The sequence below is a fragment of the Blautia sp. HCP3S3_H10_2 genome, assembly GCF_052122375.1.
Lineage (GTDB): Bacteria > Bacillota > Clostridia > Lachnospirales > Lachnospiraceae > Blautia_A.
The window spans coordinates 51,123-67,819 of the sequence record NZ_JBQKCL010000007.1 but is presented as its reverse complement, the minus strand read 5'-3'; the positions used below and the strand labels follow the sequence as shown (position 1 = coordinate 67,819).

Genomic DNA, 16,697 nt, shown 5'->3' with positions numbered 1-16,697 from the left:
TGTCTCCTTTATCCGATCATAATATTCTCTTCTGCCAGATGCACCTTCTCCACCCGCTTCTGCGCCCGGGATACCACAGCTGATCCAAGTGTCAGAGGTCCAATACGTCCAACATACATGGTAAATATAACGATCCATTTGGCTGGTGTATTCAGAACAGACGTCATCCCTCTGGAAAGTCCTACCGTTCCTACCGCAGAAGTCAGCTCATAAAACGCATCTACAAAATCCGCTTCCGGCATAACTGCAAAAAGTGCAAGTAGTGAAACAAACAGGACTCCCACAGCCATCCCAACAACAACCAGCGCGGAACGAATATAGCTGCTCCGGATTTTTCTTCCGCATGCTTCCACGTCTTTCTTACCACGGAGGTTGGTGATCGTGCTCAGTACCAGTACCGCAAGAGTCGTGGTCTTTACGCCGCCTGCCGTTCCCATGGGAGAACCGCCAACCAGCATAAGGAACAGACAGATCATAACAGTCCCGTTGGTAAACGCAGCCTGGTCAATGGTTAAAAATCCCGCTGTTCTTGTGGTAACAGACTGGAATAGAGAAGCCATAAGTTTCTGTCCGAAAGACAGATTCCCCATAGAGTCCGGATTATGGTACTCAAACAGGAAAATCAACACAGTTCCGCCAGCCAGCAAAATCCCGGTGGTAACCAGTACGATCTTGCTCTGCAGACGAAGTGTCCTGTAAAATCTGCGGGCTGAAAGCTTCTTCCGGAAAACCAGTTTCATATTTTTCCAGATATCCCACCATACAGGAAACCCAAGTCCGGAAGCAATGATCAGACCTATGGTTACTATATTTATCCATGGATCTGTCACATAGTCTGCCAGGCTGTTCTCTCCCAGCACATCAATTCCTGCATTACAAAAAGCAGAAACTGCAGTGAAAATCGCCTGTGCAACGCCTTTCACCAGTCCAAATTCCGGGACAAAACAGAAAGCATAGCCGATAGCGCCAATTCCTTCTGCCGCAAACACACAGAGGATTACTCTTCTCACTACACTTACCAGACCGGACATCTGCTCCAGATTGTAGGATTCCTGGATCATCCTGCGGTTCCTCATGCTGATCTTTTTATTCAGCGAAATGAAAATGATGCTGGCAAGGGCGATCAGGCCGATTCCACCGATCTGTATAAGCAGAAGGATCACCAGTTTCCCGATCAAGCTCCAGTGGGTAGCCGTAGTCACAGTCACAAGCCCGGTCACACATACACAGGTAGTGGCTGTAAACATGGCATCTGAGAACGAAGTGGTCTGTCCAGCTGCCGCACAGATGGGCAGCCACAAAATTAGTCCTCCTACAAAAATTACCCCCGCAAAGCTGAGGGTAATTATCTGTGCTGTATTCAATTTATGCAATCTGTATTGCAGTCTTTGAATAAACATAAGCATTCTTTATTATTTCTTATAATTATGAGAAAGGGACTCACAAACTTCCCACATGTATGGAGTTACGCTCTTCTCCATTGCAAGAGCCTCATTGATATCGAAATCAACGAAATCACCATGGCGGTATCCAACAACACGGCTCTTCTTGCCTTCCAGAAGAAGGTCTACTGCCATAGCACCCATCATAGATGCATATACACGGTCTTTACATGTCGGGCTTCCACCACGCTGCATGTGACCAAGAATAGTAGCACGTGTCTCGATTCCTGTAGCTGCCTCGATACGTGTCGCCATAGCCTGTGAATGACCGATACCCTCTGCATTGATGATGATGTGGTGCTTCTTACCCATCTTACGGCTCTCAATAATATTATTGATCAGCTTCTGCTCATCATAGTCATATTTCTCAGGGATCAGAACGTCCTCAGCTCCATTGGCAATACCGCACCACAGTGCCAGCCAGCCAGCTCCACGTCCCATAACCTCGATGATACTGCATCTCTCATGGGAAGTAGATGTATCACGGACCTTATCGATTGCTTCCATAGCAGTATTAACAGCGGTATCGAAACCGATGGTGTACTCTGTACATGCAATATCAAGGTCGATAGTTCCTGGAATACCAATGGTATTGATTCCAAGGTTGGCAAGCTTCTGTGCTCCGGCAAAGGAACCGTCTCCACCGATTACAACAAGTCCGTCAATACCGTGCTTACGGCAAATCTCTGCACCACGCTGCTGTCCTTCCGGTGTACGGAACTCAGCACATCTTGCAGTGTAAAGAATCGTACCACCACGCTCGATGGTGTCAGATACGTCTCTTGCTGTCATGTCAATGATCTCTTCATTTAAAAGACCATTGTAACCTTTCTGGATACCTTTTACTTTAAGTCCGCTGGAAAGTCCACGTCTTACAACTGCACGAATCGCAGCATTCATTCCAGGAGCGTCACCGCCGCTGGTAAGGACACCAATGGTCTTAACTTTGTTTTCTGCCATAATAATCTCCTCCATCTTATGAATCGCCGGGAGCTGTGTCTCCGTTTCAGAAGAACGCCCTCGTTTTTTTATACACATATTCAGTGTTTAGTTTATAGCATTTCTAAAGGTTTTTCAAGACTTTTTCCACCACTTTAACATTGTTCTCACCATATTTTTTCATCATCTGGCAAAGCCAGTCATCCTGCGGGTTCACATGGTATGCTGCGGAGAGTTTTTTCATGGCTTTTACGTCTCTGAGATAGATCACTACACTGTCCGTTCCCTGGGACTGGCGCAGATCCTCCAGAAGTTCTTTCTCCTTCTGGCTGTAATCAGCCTTGCTCTCAAACTGGATCCAGAGTTCCCGTGGGATATCGGAAAATGCGCGGACTTTTTCCAGGATCAGTTTGCTGGCTTTGTCATCCTCAGCGGATACGCGGCCCTGGATAAACACCCTGGCATCTTCGTTGATCATATTCTGCCATTTCTCATAGTCTCTTGGGAAAACCATGACCTCCACAGTCCCAAGCAGATCCTCCACGGTAAGAAATGCCATTACCTTATTCGTCTTCGTATATTTTATACTTTTTTCAGTGATCATTCCGCCGATGATAACCTTCTGGTTGTCCCTTACCTTGGACTCATCCGGTTCGCCGCCTTCACGGTCGTCCTCATCTGCCGGCTGGAAATCTATGGTTCTTGCAGTGATCATTTTCTCCAGCATGTTCCGATAACGATCCAGTGGATGTCCGCTTAAGTAAATGCCCAGAACCTCTTTCTCATAGGCCAGAACCATCTCTTTGTCATACTCCTCCAAATCCGGCATCCGGATCTCGAATTCCTTTTTATCTTCTTCACTGGCAATATCAAACAGACTCAGCTGGCCTGCCATGGACTGCTTCTTATTACGGGAAATATCATCCATGATCTGACTGAAAACGATCATCTTCTGGTGGCGGTTGCCCTCCAGGCAATCCAGTGCACCGGCCTTGATGAAGTTCTCAATGGCACGCTTGTTCACAGTATCAATATTTCTCTCAATGAAGTTCTTCATGGAAAGATATTCGCCATGTTCTCTTCGCTCTGCCACAATTGCCTCGATTACCGGACGTCCCACACTCTTGATCGCAGAAAGGGCGTAGAGAATGGCTCCATCTGATACGGAAAAGCCATATTCTCCCTTGTTAATGTCTGGCGGCAGAATGGAAATGTTCATCTGACGGCAGACCTGAATGTACTCTGCCACCTTGGTAGGTTTGTCAATAACAGAGGTCATCAGGGCAGCCATATATTCTACCGGATAATAATATTTCAGGAAAGCAGTCTGGTACGTGACATAGGCATATGCTGCCGCATGAGACTTGTTGAATGCATACTGGGCGAAATCGATCATTTCATCGTAAATCTTATTTGCGACCTTCTCATCAATTCCATTTTTGATACATCCCGGAACGCCTTCTGCTTCATTTCCGTACACAAAGGCCTGTCGCTCTTTTTCCATGACGTCCAGCTTCTTCTTGGACATGGCACGACGGAGAAGATCGCTTCGTCCCAGGGTAAATCCGCCAAGGCTCTGTACGATCTGCATAACCTGCTCCTGATACACAATACATCCGTGGGTCGCTTTCAGGATAGGCTCCAGCTGCGGACAATCGTAATGAATGGTATCCGGACGGTTTTTGCCCCGGATATACTGGGGAATAAAATCCATAGGACCCGGACGGTACAGGGAAATTCCGGCGATCACATCCTCAAGGCTGTGAGGCTTCAGCTCCTTCATGAAGCCTTTCATCCCACCGCTTTCCAGCTGGAACACACCATCTGTGCGGCCTGTTCCAAGGGAATCCAGCACCTTCTGGTCGTTATAATCTATTTTCTGCATATCCAGGGATATGCCATAATTCTTCTTGATGCTTTTTACTGCATTATTAATTACTGTCAGGGTACGCAGCCCCAGGAAATCCATTTTCAGAAGTCCCAGCTCCTCCAGTGTGGTCATAACAAACTGGGTGACAATGGTTCCGTCCTGCGCACGGGAAAGAGGCACATATTCAGAAACATCCTTCTGACTGATCACCACACCAGCTGCATGCATGGAGGTATGTCTCGGAAGTCCCTCCAGACGCTTGGCCATATCGATCAGATGATGGATATCCGGCTGTTCGTCGTATGCCTTTTTCAGCTCCGGATTTACTTCCATTGCTTTATCGATGGTTACAAGCTTCACATTAGGGATCTTGGCCGGAACCATCTTGGCAATGGCATCCACCTGCGCATAGGGCATGTCAAGGACACGTCCCACATCACGGATCACACCGCGGGCCGCCAATGTACCAAAAGTAACGATCTGAACCACACAGTCTTTGCCGTATTTGCGCACAACGTAGTCGATTACCTCCTGTCGCCGCTCAAATCCAAAATCCACGTCAATATCAGGCATGGATACACGCTCCGGATTCAGGAAACGCTCAAACAGTAGGTCATATTTAATAGGATCCAAAAGAGTGATTCCCAGGGTATAGGCTACAATACTCCCGGCTGCGGAGCCACGTCCCGGTCCTACCTCGATTCCATTCTTACGGGCATAGTGGATAAAGTCCCATACGATCAGGAAATAGTCAACATAGCCCATGTTTTTGATCGTATTCAGCTCGTATTCCAGGCGTTCCCGAAGCTCTTCGGTAACCGGATCGTACAGACGCTCCAGCCCCTCGAAGCAAAGCTTATTCAGGTATTCCCAGGAAGTATAACCATCTGGCACATCAAATCTCGGCAGCTTGGTAACGCCGAATTCGATTTCCACATGGCAGCGATCTGCGATCTTCTGGGTATTCTCCAGTGCTTCCAGTGCATATGGGAAAAGCCTTGCCATCTCTTCCTCGGATTTCACATAATACTGGCCGCCTTCATAACGCATACGGTCAGTGTCGGACAGCTTCTTGCCAGTCTGCAGGCAGAGAAGAATATCATGGGGATCTGCATCCTCTTTATAAGTATAATGGACATCATTGGTGGCAACCAGCTCGATGCCAGTCTCCTGATGCATGCGGAGCAGCTGCTGGTTCACATTCTGCTGTTCCGGGATTCCATGATCCTGCAGCTCCAGGAAAAAGTTCCCTTTCCCGAAAATATCCTGGTAACGGAGAGCAGCCTTCTTCGCATCCTGGTACATGCCTCTGCCCAGAAAACGGGCAACCTCTCCGGCCAGACAGGCGCTCAATGCGATCAGGCCTTCATGGTATTCGGAAAGAAGCTCCAGGTCTACACGAGGTTTATAATAAAAGCCTTCCTTGAAGCTCTTGGATACGATTTTCATAAGGTTCTGGTAGCCCTGGTTATTCTCGGCCAGAAGCACCAGATGGTAGTAGCGGTCGTCTCCGCTGCCAATTTCCCTGTCGAAGCGGGAACCGGGAGCCACATAGACCTCGCAGCCCAGTATGGGGTTGATTCCGGCTGCATGTGCTGCCCGGTAAAAGTCGATAACGCCATACATGACACCATGGTCTGTAATGGCGGCGCTGTCCATGCCAAGCTCCTTCACCCGGGCAACGTATTCTTTTATTTTATTTGAACCGTCCAATAAACTGTACTCTGTGTGGACGTGAAGGTGGGTAAATGCCATTTAAAATCTCCTTTTGTGTATTTCGTGAAGTCACATATCTGTTTCTTGCATCGCTACTTAGTAGTTTACCACAAGTCCAATTTCAGGTAAACGCCCGTTCGTATTTTTTCAAAAAAACAGCATACCATATCCACAATATTACACAGTCGAAATATGGTATGCAGCTTTCATTTTTATATCCGGTTAATGTTATTTTTTATAAATCCGCTTATCCTTAATCTCAATCTTTCCCTCTTTCAGAAGGTGTCCTACTGCACGTTTAAACGCATTCTTGCTCAGGCCGAATTCGCGTTTGATCACTTCCGGGGAAGCTTTGTCGTCGAAGGGAAGGACTCCGGCGAATTCTTCGATCACGCTTAATACACTTTCAGCATCCTCATTGATCTGAATGTAGGCCTTCTGGCGGTCGGTGACATTCATTTTGCCGTCCTCTTTTACTTCGGAGACGCGAAGACCAAGAACTTCACCAGGGCGGTATTTGCCAGCAGCTTCACGGGCCGGAATCAGGGCGGAATATTTATCATCAACTGCCACAAATACACCGAAGCGGTCACTGATCTCGTATACACGGCCTTTTACGGAATCTCCTGCTACATATGGGGTTCTGGTGGAAAGGTAATGGTAAACCTTCATGGTTGCGCAAAGACGTTTGCTCTTATCTACATAAAGCGCCACCAGACATTCCTGGCCTTCTCTTACACGGCTGGTCTGCTCGTGATAGGGAAGAAGCAGGTCTTTCTCCAGTCCCCAGTCAAGAAAGGCGCCGATCTTCGTCACCTGAAGGACTTTCAGTACTGCAGTCTGTCCCACCTGGAGAAGGGGCTCTCTGGTGGTGGCGATCAGGCGGTCTCCGGAATCCTTGTAAATAAATACATCCAGGGTATCGCCCTCTCTGGTTCCCTCCGGAACCTGTTTCGCAGGAAGAAGGACTCTGTCTTCCTGTCCTGCATTTTTATCCTCAGCAAGATAAACACCGAAATCTACGGTTTTGGCTACAATAAGCTTTTGTTTTTTTCCTATTTCGATCATGGATTCTCCTTATTTTTCCTGAGTTCAGCACTCAAAAGTGCACTCGAATACTTACTTTCTAATGCCTCAATATTCTGTTAATTAAATTACTGTTTGTTTTTCATTATAGCATATATCTACAGTTGCTGTGAATACAAACTTATGCAAGATTTACAGCAAGTTTTCTTTGAATGAACGTCGATTGTTCTGTGCCTTTGGCCCTCCTCAGCTGCTGACTATATTCGTAACTCAGGCCTTCGCACAGACTTCCATGGTATAAATATAACAAAATCCCTATTTTCTATTATGATGCCACGAGGCGCCAGATCAGGAAGCTATTCGTGCTTGCACAATAAAGCTTTTCATCTTTTGCCCCTAGAGCCTGTTAAAAAAACATTCCTGCAATCTGCACACCCCACTTTGCGGGAGATTGCAGAAATCCTTTTTCAAACATGCTCTAACATCATTATTAATAGAAAATAGGGATTTCTTGTTTTTTACTTGCAGTTATTAAAATACAATTTTCAAAAATTCTATTTCTGGAATTTTCACGCATTACGGAAGCGGCTTAAAAACTCTTTTGTCAGCGGATCCTTTGGGTTTTCGAACAGTTCCTTCGGCGGTCTGTCTTCTACGATTACGCCGTTTGCCATGAAAATCACCCGCTTGGACACGTCCCGGGCGAAGGCCATCTCATGGGTTACGATAATCATGGTAAGACCTTCATGGGCAAGATCCCGCATAACCTCCAGAACCTCACCTACCATCTGTGGATCCAGAGCAGAGGTCGGCTCGTCGAAAAGCAGGATCTCCGGTTCCATGGCAAGTGCTCTCGCAATTGCTACACGCTGTTTCTGACCACCGGAGAGCTGCTTGGGCTTGGCATTAATATAAGGTGCCATTCCAACTTTTTCCAGATAATACAGTGCTTTTTTCTCAGCTTCTTCTTTGCTCTTTTTCAACACCTTAACCTGGCCGATGGTACAGTTCTTAAGAGCCGTCATATTGTTAAACAGGTTAAAATTCTGGAATACCATTCCCACCTTTGAACGGTATTCGGGAACATTTACATTCCTGCTGGTAATGTCTGTTCCGTGATAATTGATCTCACCTGCAGAAGGAGTTTCCAGCATATTCAGGCAACGGAGAAGGGTGGATTTTCCGGAACCGGATGGACCGATGATACAGGTCACATCTCCCGGGCTTACGGAAAAATCAATATCCTTCAATACCTGATTGCTACCAAAGGCTTTTCCCAGATGTTTTACTTCAAGGATTTTTTCACTCATGATCATTTCTCCTCCTTTTTCTTAGGATAGGAATACAGACCACTTGTGTGAGCCAGTGTATCCGTTGTGGCAAGATCATAGTTCTGCGGACCTTCCATCTTGCGTTCCAGCACACGGAGCAGTCTGGAGCATACGAAGGTGAGAATAAAGTACATTACCATGGCAATGGTAAAGGCTTCAAAATAGGTGTAATAAGCTCCGGCAACGCCCTTTGTGGTGTAGAAAAGTTCTACGATTCCGATGATGGAAAGAACACAGGTGTCCTTGATGTTGATGATCAGGTTGTTTCCGATCTGTGGCATTATGTTTCGCAGCGCCTGGGGAAGGATTACATTCATCATGGTCTGAACGTGAGTCATTCCAATGGCTTTTGCCGCCTCAGTCTGACCTTCATCCACTGAAAGGATACCGCCGCGGACGGTTTCTGCCATGTAAGCTCCGGTGTTGATGGAAACAACGAAAAATGCTGCAAACCACATGGACATGTTGATGTTAAACAGGTAAGCACTTCCATAATAAATGAACATGGCTTGTACCATCATCGGAGTGCCACGGAAAAATTCCACATAGCAGGCCATAATAAATTTGAGAATTCCAACCAGTGTCTTTTTTGCTGCAGAATCTCTCTTATCTACTGGAATTGTCTGGATAATTCCAACTATAAAGCCAATAAGGCACCCTAAAAAGGTGCCTACAATGGCTATGATCATTGTATTTCCGGCGCCTGACAAAAATGAGGTGCCGTATTGCTGGAGCAGATACTGGATCCGGCCCCAGAAGGTTTCAGGAAGCATAATTTTCTCTCCTATCTATTATACAAAACATTGGAAACACGTACCACAAAATCTCCTTTAAAGTGAAGTGTGAAGATTGCGGGAATAATTTTGGGGGCACGTTTTAGTATTGCAAAAATCACTCAGAAAGCGGCTGTACAGAAATTGCTTCGTCCATCATCGCTGTGTAATCATCCTCTGTCATTTTATCCAGCACGCTGTTCAGGGCATCCAGAAGCTCTGTGTTGCCTTTCTGCACGGAAATACCAATGTTGATGTCTTCATCAGATACCTCAAAAGCTCCGTCTGTACCAGAGAAGTCAAGGAGCTTGAAATCAGGATAAGCTACGCAGGCAGCCATTCCGGTAGGCATGTCCGTTACAACAGCATCGCATTTTCCAGATTCCAGGGCAACCAGCATGGCAGGTGCACTTTCCTGTGCGGGAAGAATATTTGCATCTTCGATCTGCGGCAGGCAGGAATCATACCAGATGGTGTTCTGCTGGGAAGTACAGGTTACGCCCTTCAGATCAGCTACACTTTTCGCGTCTGCATAATCTCCGTCACTTTTTACCAAGGTGATGATAGATGCGTAATAATATGGTTCTGAGAAATCTACCATCTGCTGACGTTCAGAGGTAATAGACTGACCTGCGATTACGCAGTCAACCTTTCCTGACTGAACAGCCGGTACCAGGGAATCCCAGTCCAGTTTCACAATTTCCAGATCGTAGCCAAGCTCATCGCAGATCTTTTTCGCCATCATAACGTCGTAACCATATGCATAATCTGAGCTTCCGGAAATGGGGACGGCTCCGTTGGAATCATCTGGCTGGGTCCAGTTGTATGGTGCGTAGCTGCACTCCATTGCTACTTTTAATGTTTTCTTTTCTTCTGCCTGTACCATTGTAAGTCCAAGTCCCGGCATTGCTGTCACGGTAACCGCTGCTGCCATAAGACCACTTGTCATTTTCCTCCATAAATAGTTCTTCTTCATTTCTCTTTCCTCCTCTTGATAAAAGACTCATTAATCACAGCACAACCGGTATTTTACCGGTGTATTTCCCCTGTTCGAGGTTATTTACCCATTTCGAGGTAAAAAAAATGCAATGGCGGCGTTATCACACTAACGCGCCATTGCGTTGTAGTTCATATTACTCTTGTTTATGGGAGAAGTCAAGAGGAGACAACAGAATTTTCATGCTATTTCTTTCAGTCTAATCACCCTGAACACCTGCTCTACAGCATTCTCCATGTTTTTCTGCGCGTTCTGCGGATCCATGGCTTCTTCCAGTGTAGTCACCTGACGAAGGATTGGGAAAAAGGCATCGATTCCAGCTTCGTTACAGGCGGCAGCATCTTCAGTGACCGAACCGGAAAAGGCAAGCACTGGCTTTCCATATTTCTTTGCCAGTCTGGCAACTCCGATGGGGGCTTTTCCCATAACGGTCTGACCGTCCAGACGACCTTCACCGGTGATTATAATGTCTGCATTTTTTATCTGGTCTTCTATGCCGATTTCTTCCAGGACAATATTTATGCCTGGTTCCAGTTTTCCACGCAGAAAAGTACGGAAGGCAAAGCCAAGGCCTCCGGCTGCTCCGCAGCCTGGGTAGTTTGGATCATAATTAAATTTTCCCAATTTAGTTTTTGGATCCGCAAAATATTCTTCTGTTATCTTTGCGTATCTTTCCATCCACCCGTCCATCTGCTCCGCCATTTCTGGTGTTGCGCCTTTCTGGGGACCGAAGATACAGCTGCAGCCTTTTTCCCCATATAAAGGGTTGTCCACATCACAGGCAATGCGGAAACTGCATTCTTTTAATTCCGGAAGCAAATTTTCGCAACTGATGGAATCAAGCTTTTCCACACCTTCTGCTCCAAATGGCACCTGTTTTCCACTTTTATCCAAAAATTCTCCTCCCAAAGCCTGAAGCATACCAATTCCGCCATCATTCGTGGCGCTGCCTCCGATTCCAATGATAAAATTCCGGCAGCCTTTGGAAATGGCGTCTTTTATAACCTCTCCAACACCATAGGTTGTAGTGTTCATAGGATTCCGAAGTTCAGGTGGAACCAGCGTAATTCCAGCTGCACCAGCCATTTCTATAATGGCAGTCTTCCCGCACTTTTCCTCGTTCTTGTAGCCACGTTTACTTTCTATTATAGAAGTATTTTCTACTACGGAAGCATTCTCTGAAACAGCCATCATCTCTTTTCCCACGAAATCAGTTCTACCAGAACCGCCTATATTACGTTTCTCCAAAATTGCATATTCGCAGTCGACCTTTTTTCCAAGCGGACCGGTAACCGTTATAGTTTCCAGGCTTCCCCCAAGTCCCTGGGCCAGTGCCCGTACTGTCCCTTCCCCGCCATCTGCAAGCGGATAAACCTTGGTCTTGGCTTCCGGATATACTTTCCGAATACCTGCTGCGGCAGCTTTACCCGCTTCTATGGAACTCATACTCCCTTTGAATGAATCAATTGCAATTACTGCTTTCATGTTCTTTTCTCCTGTTTTTTCAAACACGATTTACCCTTCTATTTTTTCACTCCACAAATCCATTCCAATTGCAGAACTTCCTTCTTTTATCGTAATTTTATAATCAGAATCCACCTGAATATCATAGCCATATATGCTTTCTTTTCCCGCTTCTGCATCTTTTTGATCTGCATAATAAGAAAAACCTACACGATAGATATCCGGATGCAAATCAATCTGAACATAACTATATCCCCGTATCCAGTCTTCTTCAAGATTTTTTTCATTGAGCAACAGCTGTGTTGCGTACTGTTCTGCCACATCTCCCTTGCTGGTTCCCATGGCATCTTCTATGGACCTGGCAGCAAAGCCCTGCAAAATCCATGCCGTTAACAAAATCTCCAGAACCACCACAACAGCAATAAGTACCGGGTTCTTTTTTTCCTTGCACATTCTCTTTGCAGCAAATCCAAATGCGTATATGACAATCGCCAGATTCACCAGACATGTAATGAGACTTGCTTCCTGTCTATGTTGTTCCCAGAATCCGTCAGGAACCAGGAAAGAACATATTGTAAAAAATATGCCAGTCAGAGCGATTGTAAAAAATCCATAAATTCTTCTGCTTTCCTTATCTTCCCGATTCACCCACAGATAATATCCACTCGTAGCAGCTCCCGCACCCAGAAGCCCGGCAAATAACGCACCACCAAGGTTTGCACGACCAGAGAATTTAAACACAGCCACAATGATCAGGATTACCGGTATCACAAGATAGCCTGCGATTTTATCCTGATGCTGTTGCTGTTTTCGTATTTCTTCCATCGATTGCATCATCTCGGTCACCTCTGCAGACGTGTATTTTTTTTCCGCTTTCTCTCTCTTTTCTGCCATCTCGTTTCTTTCTGCTGTTCCACCTTTTTCTACTGTCTCATCTTTTTCTGCTACCTCATCTTTTTTCACACCAGTCCCTTCGGTTATCTGCACCTCTGATCTCATCAGTTCCAAAAGTGATATCCCCAGTGCATCTGCCAATGGCTCCATTGTATTAATGTCCGGAAATCCAAGTCCCCGCTCCCAACGGCTGACCGCCTTATCCGTCACTCCGATTTTTCCGGCAAGGTCAGCCTGCGTCATATGCTGCGTTTTTCTTCTTTCCGAAATAAATGCCCCAAACCTTTTTGCGTCCACTATATGATATCCTCCATAATTCTTTTACGTTACTCTCTTATATACACTGAAATGTGGATTTTCGTCAATCGACGATTTGTTTACCTGGAAAAAAACGAAAAATTTTCTATAGCTCTCTTGTATGCATTGACATTTTGATATCTAAATGATATCATATTTGTATCTCGTAAAAGGTATTTTTCATTGTCAGGAGGATTGCTATGAAAGAAAAAGTTTTGGACAACAAGAAAAATGGTATGGGAATGATGGTGCTGTTTATTTTACTTTATGCAGTGGCTGCGCTTGCCGTGGTATTTGCTGTTTTTGCATGGATTCCCGCTCTGGCAGTTATCGGTATTACATGGCTTGCCCTTGGATGGATTCCATTTCTGGGGCTGAAAGTACTGAAGCCACAGGAAGCACTTGTACTCACTTTGTTTGGTAAGTATGTGGGAACCTTGAAGAATGATGGCTTCTACTGGGTAAATCCATTTTGTACCGCTGTAAACCCTGCTGCGAAAACGAAACTGAACCAGAGCGGCGACGTAGACGGTGGAAATGCCGCCAAGTCCGTTTTCACATTGGCCACCACTGGAACAGCTGCTTCTGCCAGCTCTACTTATGTAAACAAAAAGATTTCCCTGAAGATCATGACCCTGAATAACAACCGTCAGAAAATCAACGACTGTCTGGGTAATCCGGTGGAAATCGGAATCGCAGTTATGTGGCGCGTTACTGATACAGCGAAAGCAGTTTTCAATGTAGACAATTATAAGGAATATCTTTCCTTACAGTGTGACAGTGCCCTTCGAAATATTGTCCGCATCTATCCTTATGATGTAGCGCCAAATGTGGACACTACAGGTGACGGAGTTGCAGATGAGGGAAGTCTCCGTGGCTCCAGCGAGATCGTAGCCGGACGTATCCGCGATGAGATTCAGCAAAAGGTTGCCGAGGCTGGTCTGGAAATTATCGAAGCACGTATTACTTATCTTGCTTATGCGCCTGAAATTGCAGCGGTTATGCTGCAGAGACAGCAGGCTTCTGCTATCATCGATGCAAGAAAGATGATCGTAGACGGTGCTGTTGGTATGGTAGAAATGGCATTAGAGCGGTTAAATGAAAACAATGTGGTTGAGCTTGACGAGGAGCGGAAGGCTGCCATGGTTTCCAATCTTCTCGTAGTGCTGTGCGGCAATCACGATGCCCAGCCGGTGGTTAATTCCGGCAGTCTGTACTAATGGCTGAGAACAAAGATACCCGGCCTAAGAAACAGATTCCACTCAGGCTTTCTGCCAAGCTTTATGACCAGATCGCAGCCTGGGCGGAGGATGATTTCCGCTCCGTAAACGGGCAGATCGAGTATCTGCTTACCGAATGTGTCCGCCAGCGCAAGAAGAATGGAAAATACGTTTCCGATACCATGGATGAACCGCCGGAACTGAATATCTCATAATTTTCCTAAACAAATCAGGGAATACAGCTGTGATAACCACAATACTGTACTCCCTGATTTTATCTATCCGTACACAGAAGGCAATACTTTGGTTCTGTGTTACAATCATGCCATCTGTTATTTGCACCAACACCCCGTCTTTTTATTCCCAAGGTGCCTTTCTGACTTCCTTTGCTTCGAACAGATGCTTCATCCAATCACCAGCAAGCTGTATCCAGCTCTCACATTCTGCCTGGATTCCATACCCGTTCGGGCATGCAGTTTCTGCTGTGGCCAGTCCCAGACCATGACCGCCCACCGGATAAATATGTAATTCTGCCGGAATATCCAGGGCGTGGAGTGCCTGGAAAAACAGCAGGGAATTTTCTACCGGAACGGTATCGTCCGGTGCTGTATGCCACAAGAATGTCGGCGGTGTATCCTTCGTGACGTTGTATTCCAGAGACAGGAATTTCCGTTTCTTTTCATCTGTGTACTCTTCACCCAGAACATTTTCAAAAGATCCCTGATGTGCCTTTTCTCCGGAAGTGATTACCGGATAGCTGAGCATAAGACCATTCGGACGGAATTTTTCAGAGGCTATCCCCAGCGCTTCTGCCACAAACGGTTTATTCCAGAATACACCAAGGCTTGCTGCCAGATGTCCTCCGGCAGAAGATCCCTGGACTACGATTTTCTCTGTATCAATATGCCATTTTTCTGCATTTTCGCGAAGCATCGCAACAGCTGTAGCCAGCTGCAGAAGTGCCTCTGGGAAACGTGCAGGAGCCGTACTGTAACGTAAGATCGCTGCATGATATCCCATCGCCATAAATCTGACAGCAAGTGCCTCTGCTTCTCTATCAGAGGTCATTACATAACCGCCACCTGGACAGATCAGTACAACCGGCCTCTTTCTCTCTGGATCGATCTCAAGGGAATTATCCAGGAAATATGTAAATAAATTTGCTTTAAACTCAGAATTTTTTAATTGAATCTCTATTTTTTCGTGAATCATTTCGTGAACCTCCTGTTGTATATGTTTCGTTCATTTTATAATGTAAGGAATAACTATCTTGTCCTCTAAAGCATGTTTAAAAAAGCTTTCTGCAGGATGTGCGTCACAATTTGGGCGTGTAGATCGCAATAATGTTTTTCAAACAGGCTCTAATATCATAATAATTTTCTTCTTATAAGAAATCAATACCTTAATAAAATTGATACCTGCTATTTCAAACAGGTTCCAGTACTCCATTCAGTACAGTTACCGGTCGAATGAGGTATTAATTCCCCATTTTCGTCCTGTCATACATCTCCCTGAACTCCGTGGGCGTGCAGTTATTCATCAGCTTAAACATCCGAAGAAATGCCGACAGGCTGGAAAACCCCGATTTAAACGCCACCTCCGTCACACTCACCCCTGGATCCTGCAGCAGTGTCTTCGCAAATTCAATTCTTTTCTGGTTCAGATACTTATAAAAGGTAGAATCTGTATACTGCTTAAACAGCCTGGAGAAGTGATACTTGCTGAACCCAGCCTGTGACGCTACTCCTTCCAGACTCAGATCTTCCGCAAAATGATTGTTAATATAATCTGTAACCAGGATAAACTTCTCCACATATTCCTTTTGCCTGCTGTTTGCTCCATTTTCTTTCTGCTGTCCCGCTACAGTATGTGCATTTACACGCTGTCTCCCCACACATGTAAGAATCTCAAGGAACTTCGAAATAATCATGGTTTCCAGATAAGGAGAGTCACCGAAATATTCCTCTTTGATTTCCAGCATAAGCTTTTTTACTTTTTCATAAATCTGCGGATACCCCTCCGGTGTGATCAAAGTAGCCGGGTTTATGATCATAGTAAGCAAATTCAGCTCCTTAGTGGAAATATTGTTCAGGCACGGCTGGAAAATAATCCGTTCTCCACTTTCCGGAGCAAAAAGCTCATGAAGCATACACGGACCAATGATCAGCACATCCCCTTCCCGCAGATTATATTCCTTTCCACCGCACAACGCCTTATAGCCATTTACGATTGGCATAAGTACCTCGAAGGAGGTATGCCAGTGTGGCGGATAATTCTCATATTCATCATTATAATAGAGACAAACCTGCTCATCCTCCCGGAAATCTACTGTTTCATGTATTCCACTAAGCTTATGTATCATCTCCCCATGCTCCTTCCCTGTATATTCTTATTATAATCCTCCTGCGTTTCACCCTTTTCTGCCAGAGCGTGTCTGAATTTTCCCGACATATATCATTTTCCGACAGCCAGTATTAAATGTTGTCATTTAGCTCTCAAATATTGCGTTTTCTAATATGTTTGTATTGTATCAAATGTTGCTTTTTTTATCAATATATATGCAAAATTATATTTTATGCCGAAATATGTATCGTTTGTTTTTGTTTATATTGCATAATTTTTATCAGTTGGACTTATTAATTTTGACATATACTTGTTTTTATACCATTTCAAATAGCAACAATTGATAGTTACATAACAAGAATTAGAAAGAAATACATGCATATCT

General features: G+C 45.3%; 14 protein-coding genes. 2 read left to right on the top strand and 12 right to left on the bottom strand.

The genetic code is table 11. From position 1 onward, the window contains the following. Positions 1-8: 8 nt before the first annotated feature. The 10 genes from ACTQWB_RS09275 to ACTQWB_RS09230 form a co-directional block, all read right to left on the bottom strand. Positions 9-1,301: a TrkH family potassium uptake protein gene (locus ACTQWB_RS09275; protein WP_441500974.1), complete on the bottom strand. Its 1,293-nt coding sequence runs from the start codon at positions 1,299-1,301 to the stop codon at positions 9-11. Between the two features lie 111 nt (positions 1,302-1,412). Next, the gene (gene pfkA, locus ACTQWB_RS09270) at positions 1,413-2,402 is read right to left on the bottom strand and encodes a 6-phosphofructokinase (RefSeq protein WP_226822218.1); all 990 of its coding nucleotides are present in this window, start codon (positions 2,400-2,402) and stop codon (positions 1,413-1,415) included. A gap of 103 nt (positions 2,403-2,505) precedes the next feature. Next, positions 2,506-6,006 (bottom strand): DNA polymerase III subunit alpha, encoded by a 3,501-nt coding sequence (locus tag ACTQWB_RS09265; RefSeq protein WP_441500973.1) that lies wholly within the window; start codon positions 6,004-6,006, stop codon positions 2,506-2,508. 189 nt (positions 6,007-6,195) lie between these two features. Beyond that, on the bottom strand, positions 6,196-7,035 hold the full coding sequence (locus ACTQWB_RS09260) for a CvfB family protein (protein ID WP_441500972.1): 840 nt from the start codon (positions 7,033-7,035) through the stop codon (positions 6,196-6,198). A 364-nt stretch (positions 7,036-7,399) separates the two neighbouring features. After that, positions 7,400-7,468, bottom strand: a complete 69-nt coding sequence (locus ACTQWB_RS09255; RefSeq protein ID WP_441501130.1) for a DUF6783 domain-containing protein — start codon at positions 7,466-7,468, stop codon at positions 7,400-7,402. Positions 7,469-7,562: 94 nt separating this feature from the next. After that, a complete protein-coding gene (locus ACTQWB_RS09250; RefSeq protein ID WP_441500971.1) occupies positions 7,563-8,303 on the bottom strand; it encodes an amino acid ABC transporter ATP-binding protein in 741 nt (246 codons plus the stop codon). 2 nt (positions 8,304-8,305) lie between these two features. Continuing rightward, positions 8,306-9,097 carry an amino acid ABC transporter permease gene (locus ACTQWB_RS09245; RefSeq protein WP_441500970.1) on the bottom strand — a complete coding sequence of 264 codons (792 nt, stop codon included), beginning with the start codon at positions 9,095-9,097 and terminating at the stop codon, positions 8,306-8,308. Between the two features lie 118 nt (positions 9,098-9,215). Continuing rightward, the gene (locus ACTQWB_RS09240; protein ID WP_441501129.1) at positions 9,216-10,031 is read right to left on the bottom strand and encodes a transporter substrate-binding domain-containing protein; all 816 of its coding nucleotides are present in this window, start codon (positions 10,029-10,031) and stop codon (positions 9,216-9,218) included. A gap of 243 nt (positions 10,032-10,274) precedes the next feature. Beyond that, positions 10,275-11,579 carry a glycerate kinase family protein gene (locus tag ACTQWB_RS09235; RefSeq protein ID WP_441500969.1) on the bottom strand — a complete coding sequence of 435 codons (1,305 nt, stop codon included), beginning with the start codon at positions 11,577-11,579 and terminating at the stop codon, positions 10,275-10,277. 30 nt (positions 11,580-11,609) lie between these two features. After that, positions 11,610-12,749 (bottom strand): helix-turn-helix domain-containing protein, encoded by a 1,140-nt coding sequence (locus ACTQWB_RS09230; protein ID WP_441500968.1) that lies wholly within the window; start codon positions 12,747-12,749, stop codon positions 11,610-11,612. A 200-nt stretch (positions 12,750-12,949) separates the two neighbouring features. On the opposite strand from ACTQWB_RS09230, the gene ACTQWB_RS09225 reads away from it, so the two are divergent. Together ACTQWB_RS09225 and ACTQWB_RS09220 are read left to right on the top strand one after the other, a co-directional pair. Continuing rightward, a complete protein-coding gene (locus ACTQWB_RS09225; protein ID WP_441500967.1) occupies positions 12,950-13,969 on the top strand; it encodes an SPFH domain-containing protein in 1,020 nt (339 codons plus the stop codon). After that, positions 13,969-14,184 (top strand): TA system antitoxin ParD family protein, encoded by a 216-nt coding sequence (locus ACTQWB_RS09220; RefSeq protein ID WP_441500966.1) that lies wholly within the window; start codon positions 13,969-13,971, stop codon positions 14,182-14,184. The genes ACTQWB_RS09225 and ACTQWB_RS09220 overlap by 1 nt, the downstream gene beginning before the upstream one ends. A gap of 142 nt (positions 14,185-14,326) precedes the next feature. On the opposite strand, the gene ACTQWB_RS09215 is transcribed toward ACTQWB_RS09220, so the two are convergent. Together ACTQWB_RS09215 and ACTQWB_RS09210 are read right to left on the bottom strand one after the other, a co-directional pair. Next, complete coding sequence (locus tag ACTQWB_RS09215; RefSeq protein WP_441500965.1) at positions 14,327-15,181, bottom strand: alpha/beta hydrolase; 855 nt, start codon at positions 15,179-15,181, stop codon at positions 14,327-14,329. A gap of 265 nt (positions 15,182-15,446) precedes the next feature. Further along, complete coding sequence (locus ACTQWB_RS09210) at positions 15,447-16,331, bottom strand: AraC family transcriptional regulator (RefSeq protein WP_441500964.1); 885 nt, start codon at positions 16,329-16,331, stop codon at positions 15,447-15,449. Between the last annotated feature and the right edge of the window lie 366 nt (positions 16,332-16,697).

Excerpts from the sequence above, each read along its gene's own strand:
- pfkA (WP_226822218.1), bottom strand. The coding sequence starts at position 2,402 with ATGGCAGAAAACAAAGTTAAGACCATTGGTGTCCTTACCAGCGGCGGT.
- ACTQWB_RS09265 (WP_441500973.1), bottom strand. The coding sequence starts at position 6,006 with ATGGCATTTACCCACCTTCACGTCCACACAGAGTACAGTTTATTGGAC.
- ACTQWB_RS09260 (WP_441500972.1), bottom strand. The coding sequence starts at position 7,035 with ATGATCGAAATAGGAAAAAAACAAAAGCTTATTGTAGCCAAAACCGTA.
- ACTQWB_RS09250 (WP_441500971.1), bottom strand. The coding sequence starts at position 8,303 with ATGAGTGAAAAAATCCTTGAAGTAAAACATCTGGGAAAAGCCTTTGGT.
- ACTQWB_RS09245 (WP_441500970.1), bottom strand. The coding sequence starts at position 9,097 with ATGCTTCCTGAAACCTTCTGGGGCCGGATCCAGTATCTGCTCCAGCAA.
- ACTQWB_RS09240 (WP_441501129.1), bottom strand. The coding sequence starts at position 10,031 with ATGGCAGCAGCGGTTACCGTGACAGCAATGCCGGGACTTGGACTTACA.
- ACTQWB_RS09235 (WP_441500969.1), bottom strand. The coding sequence starts at position 11,579 with ATGAAAGCAGTAATTGCAATTGATTCATTCAAAGGGAGTATGAGTTCC.
- ACTQWB_RS09225 (WP_441500967.1), top strand. The coding sequence starts at position 12,950 with ATGAAAGAAAAAGTTTTGGACAACAAGAAAAATGGTATGGGAATGATG.
- ACTQWB_RS09220 (WP_441500966.1), top strand. The coding sequence starts at position 13,969 with ATGGCTGAGAACAAAGATACCCGGCCTAAGAAACAGATTCCACTCAGG.
- ACTQWB_RS09215 (WP_441500965.1), bottom strand. The coding sequence starts at position 15,181 with ATGATTCACGAAAAAATAGAGATTCAATTAAAAAATTCTGAGTTTAAA.
- ACTQWB_RS09210 (WP_441500964.1), bottom strand. The coding sequence starts at position 16,331 with ATGATACATAAGCTTAGTGGAATACATGAAACAGTAGATTTCCGGGAG.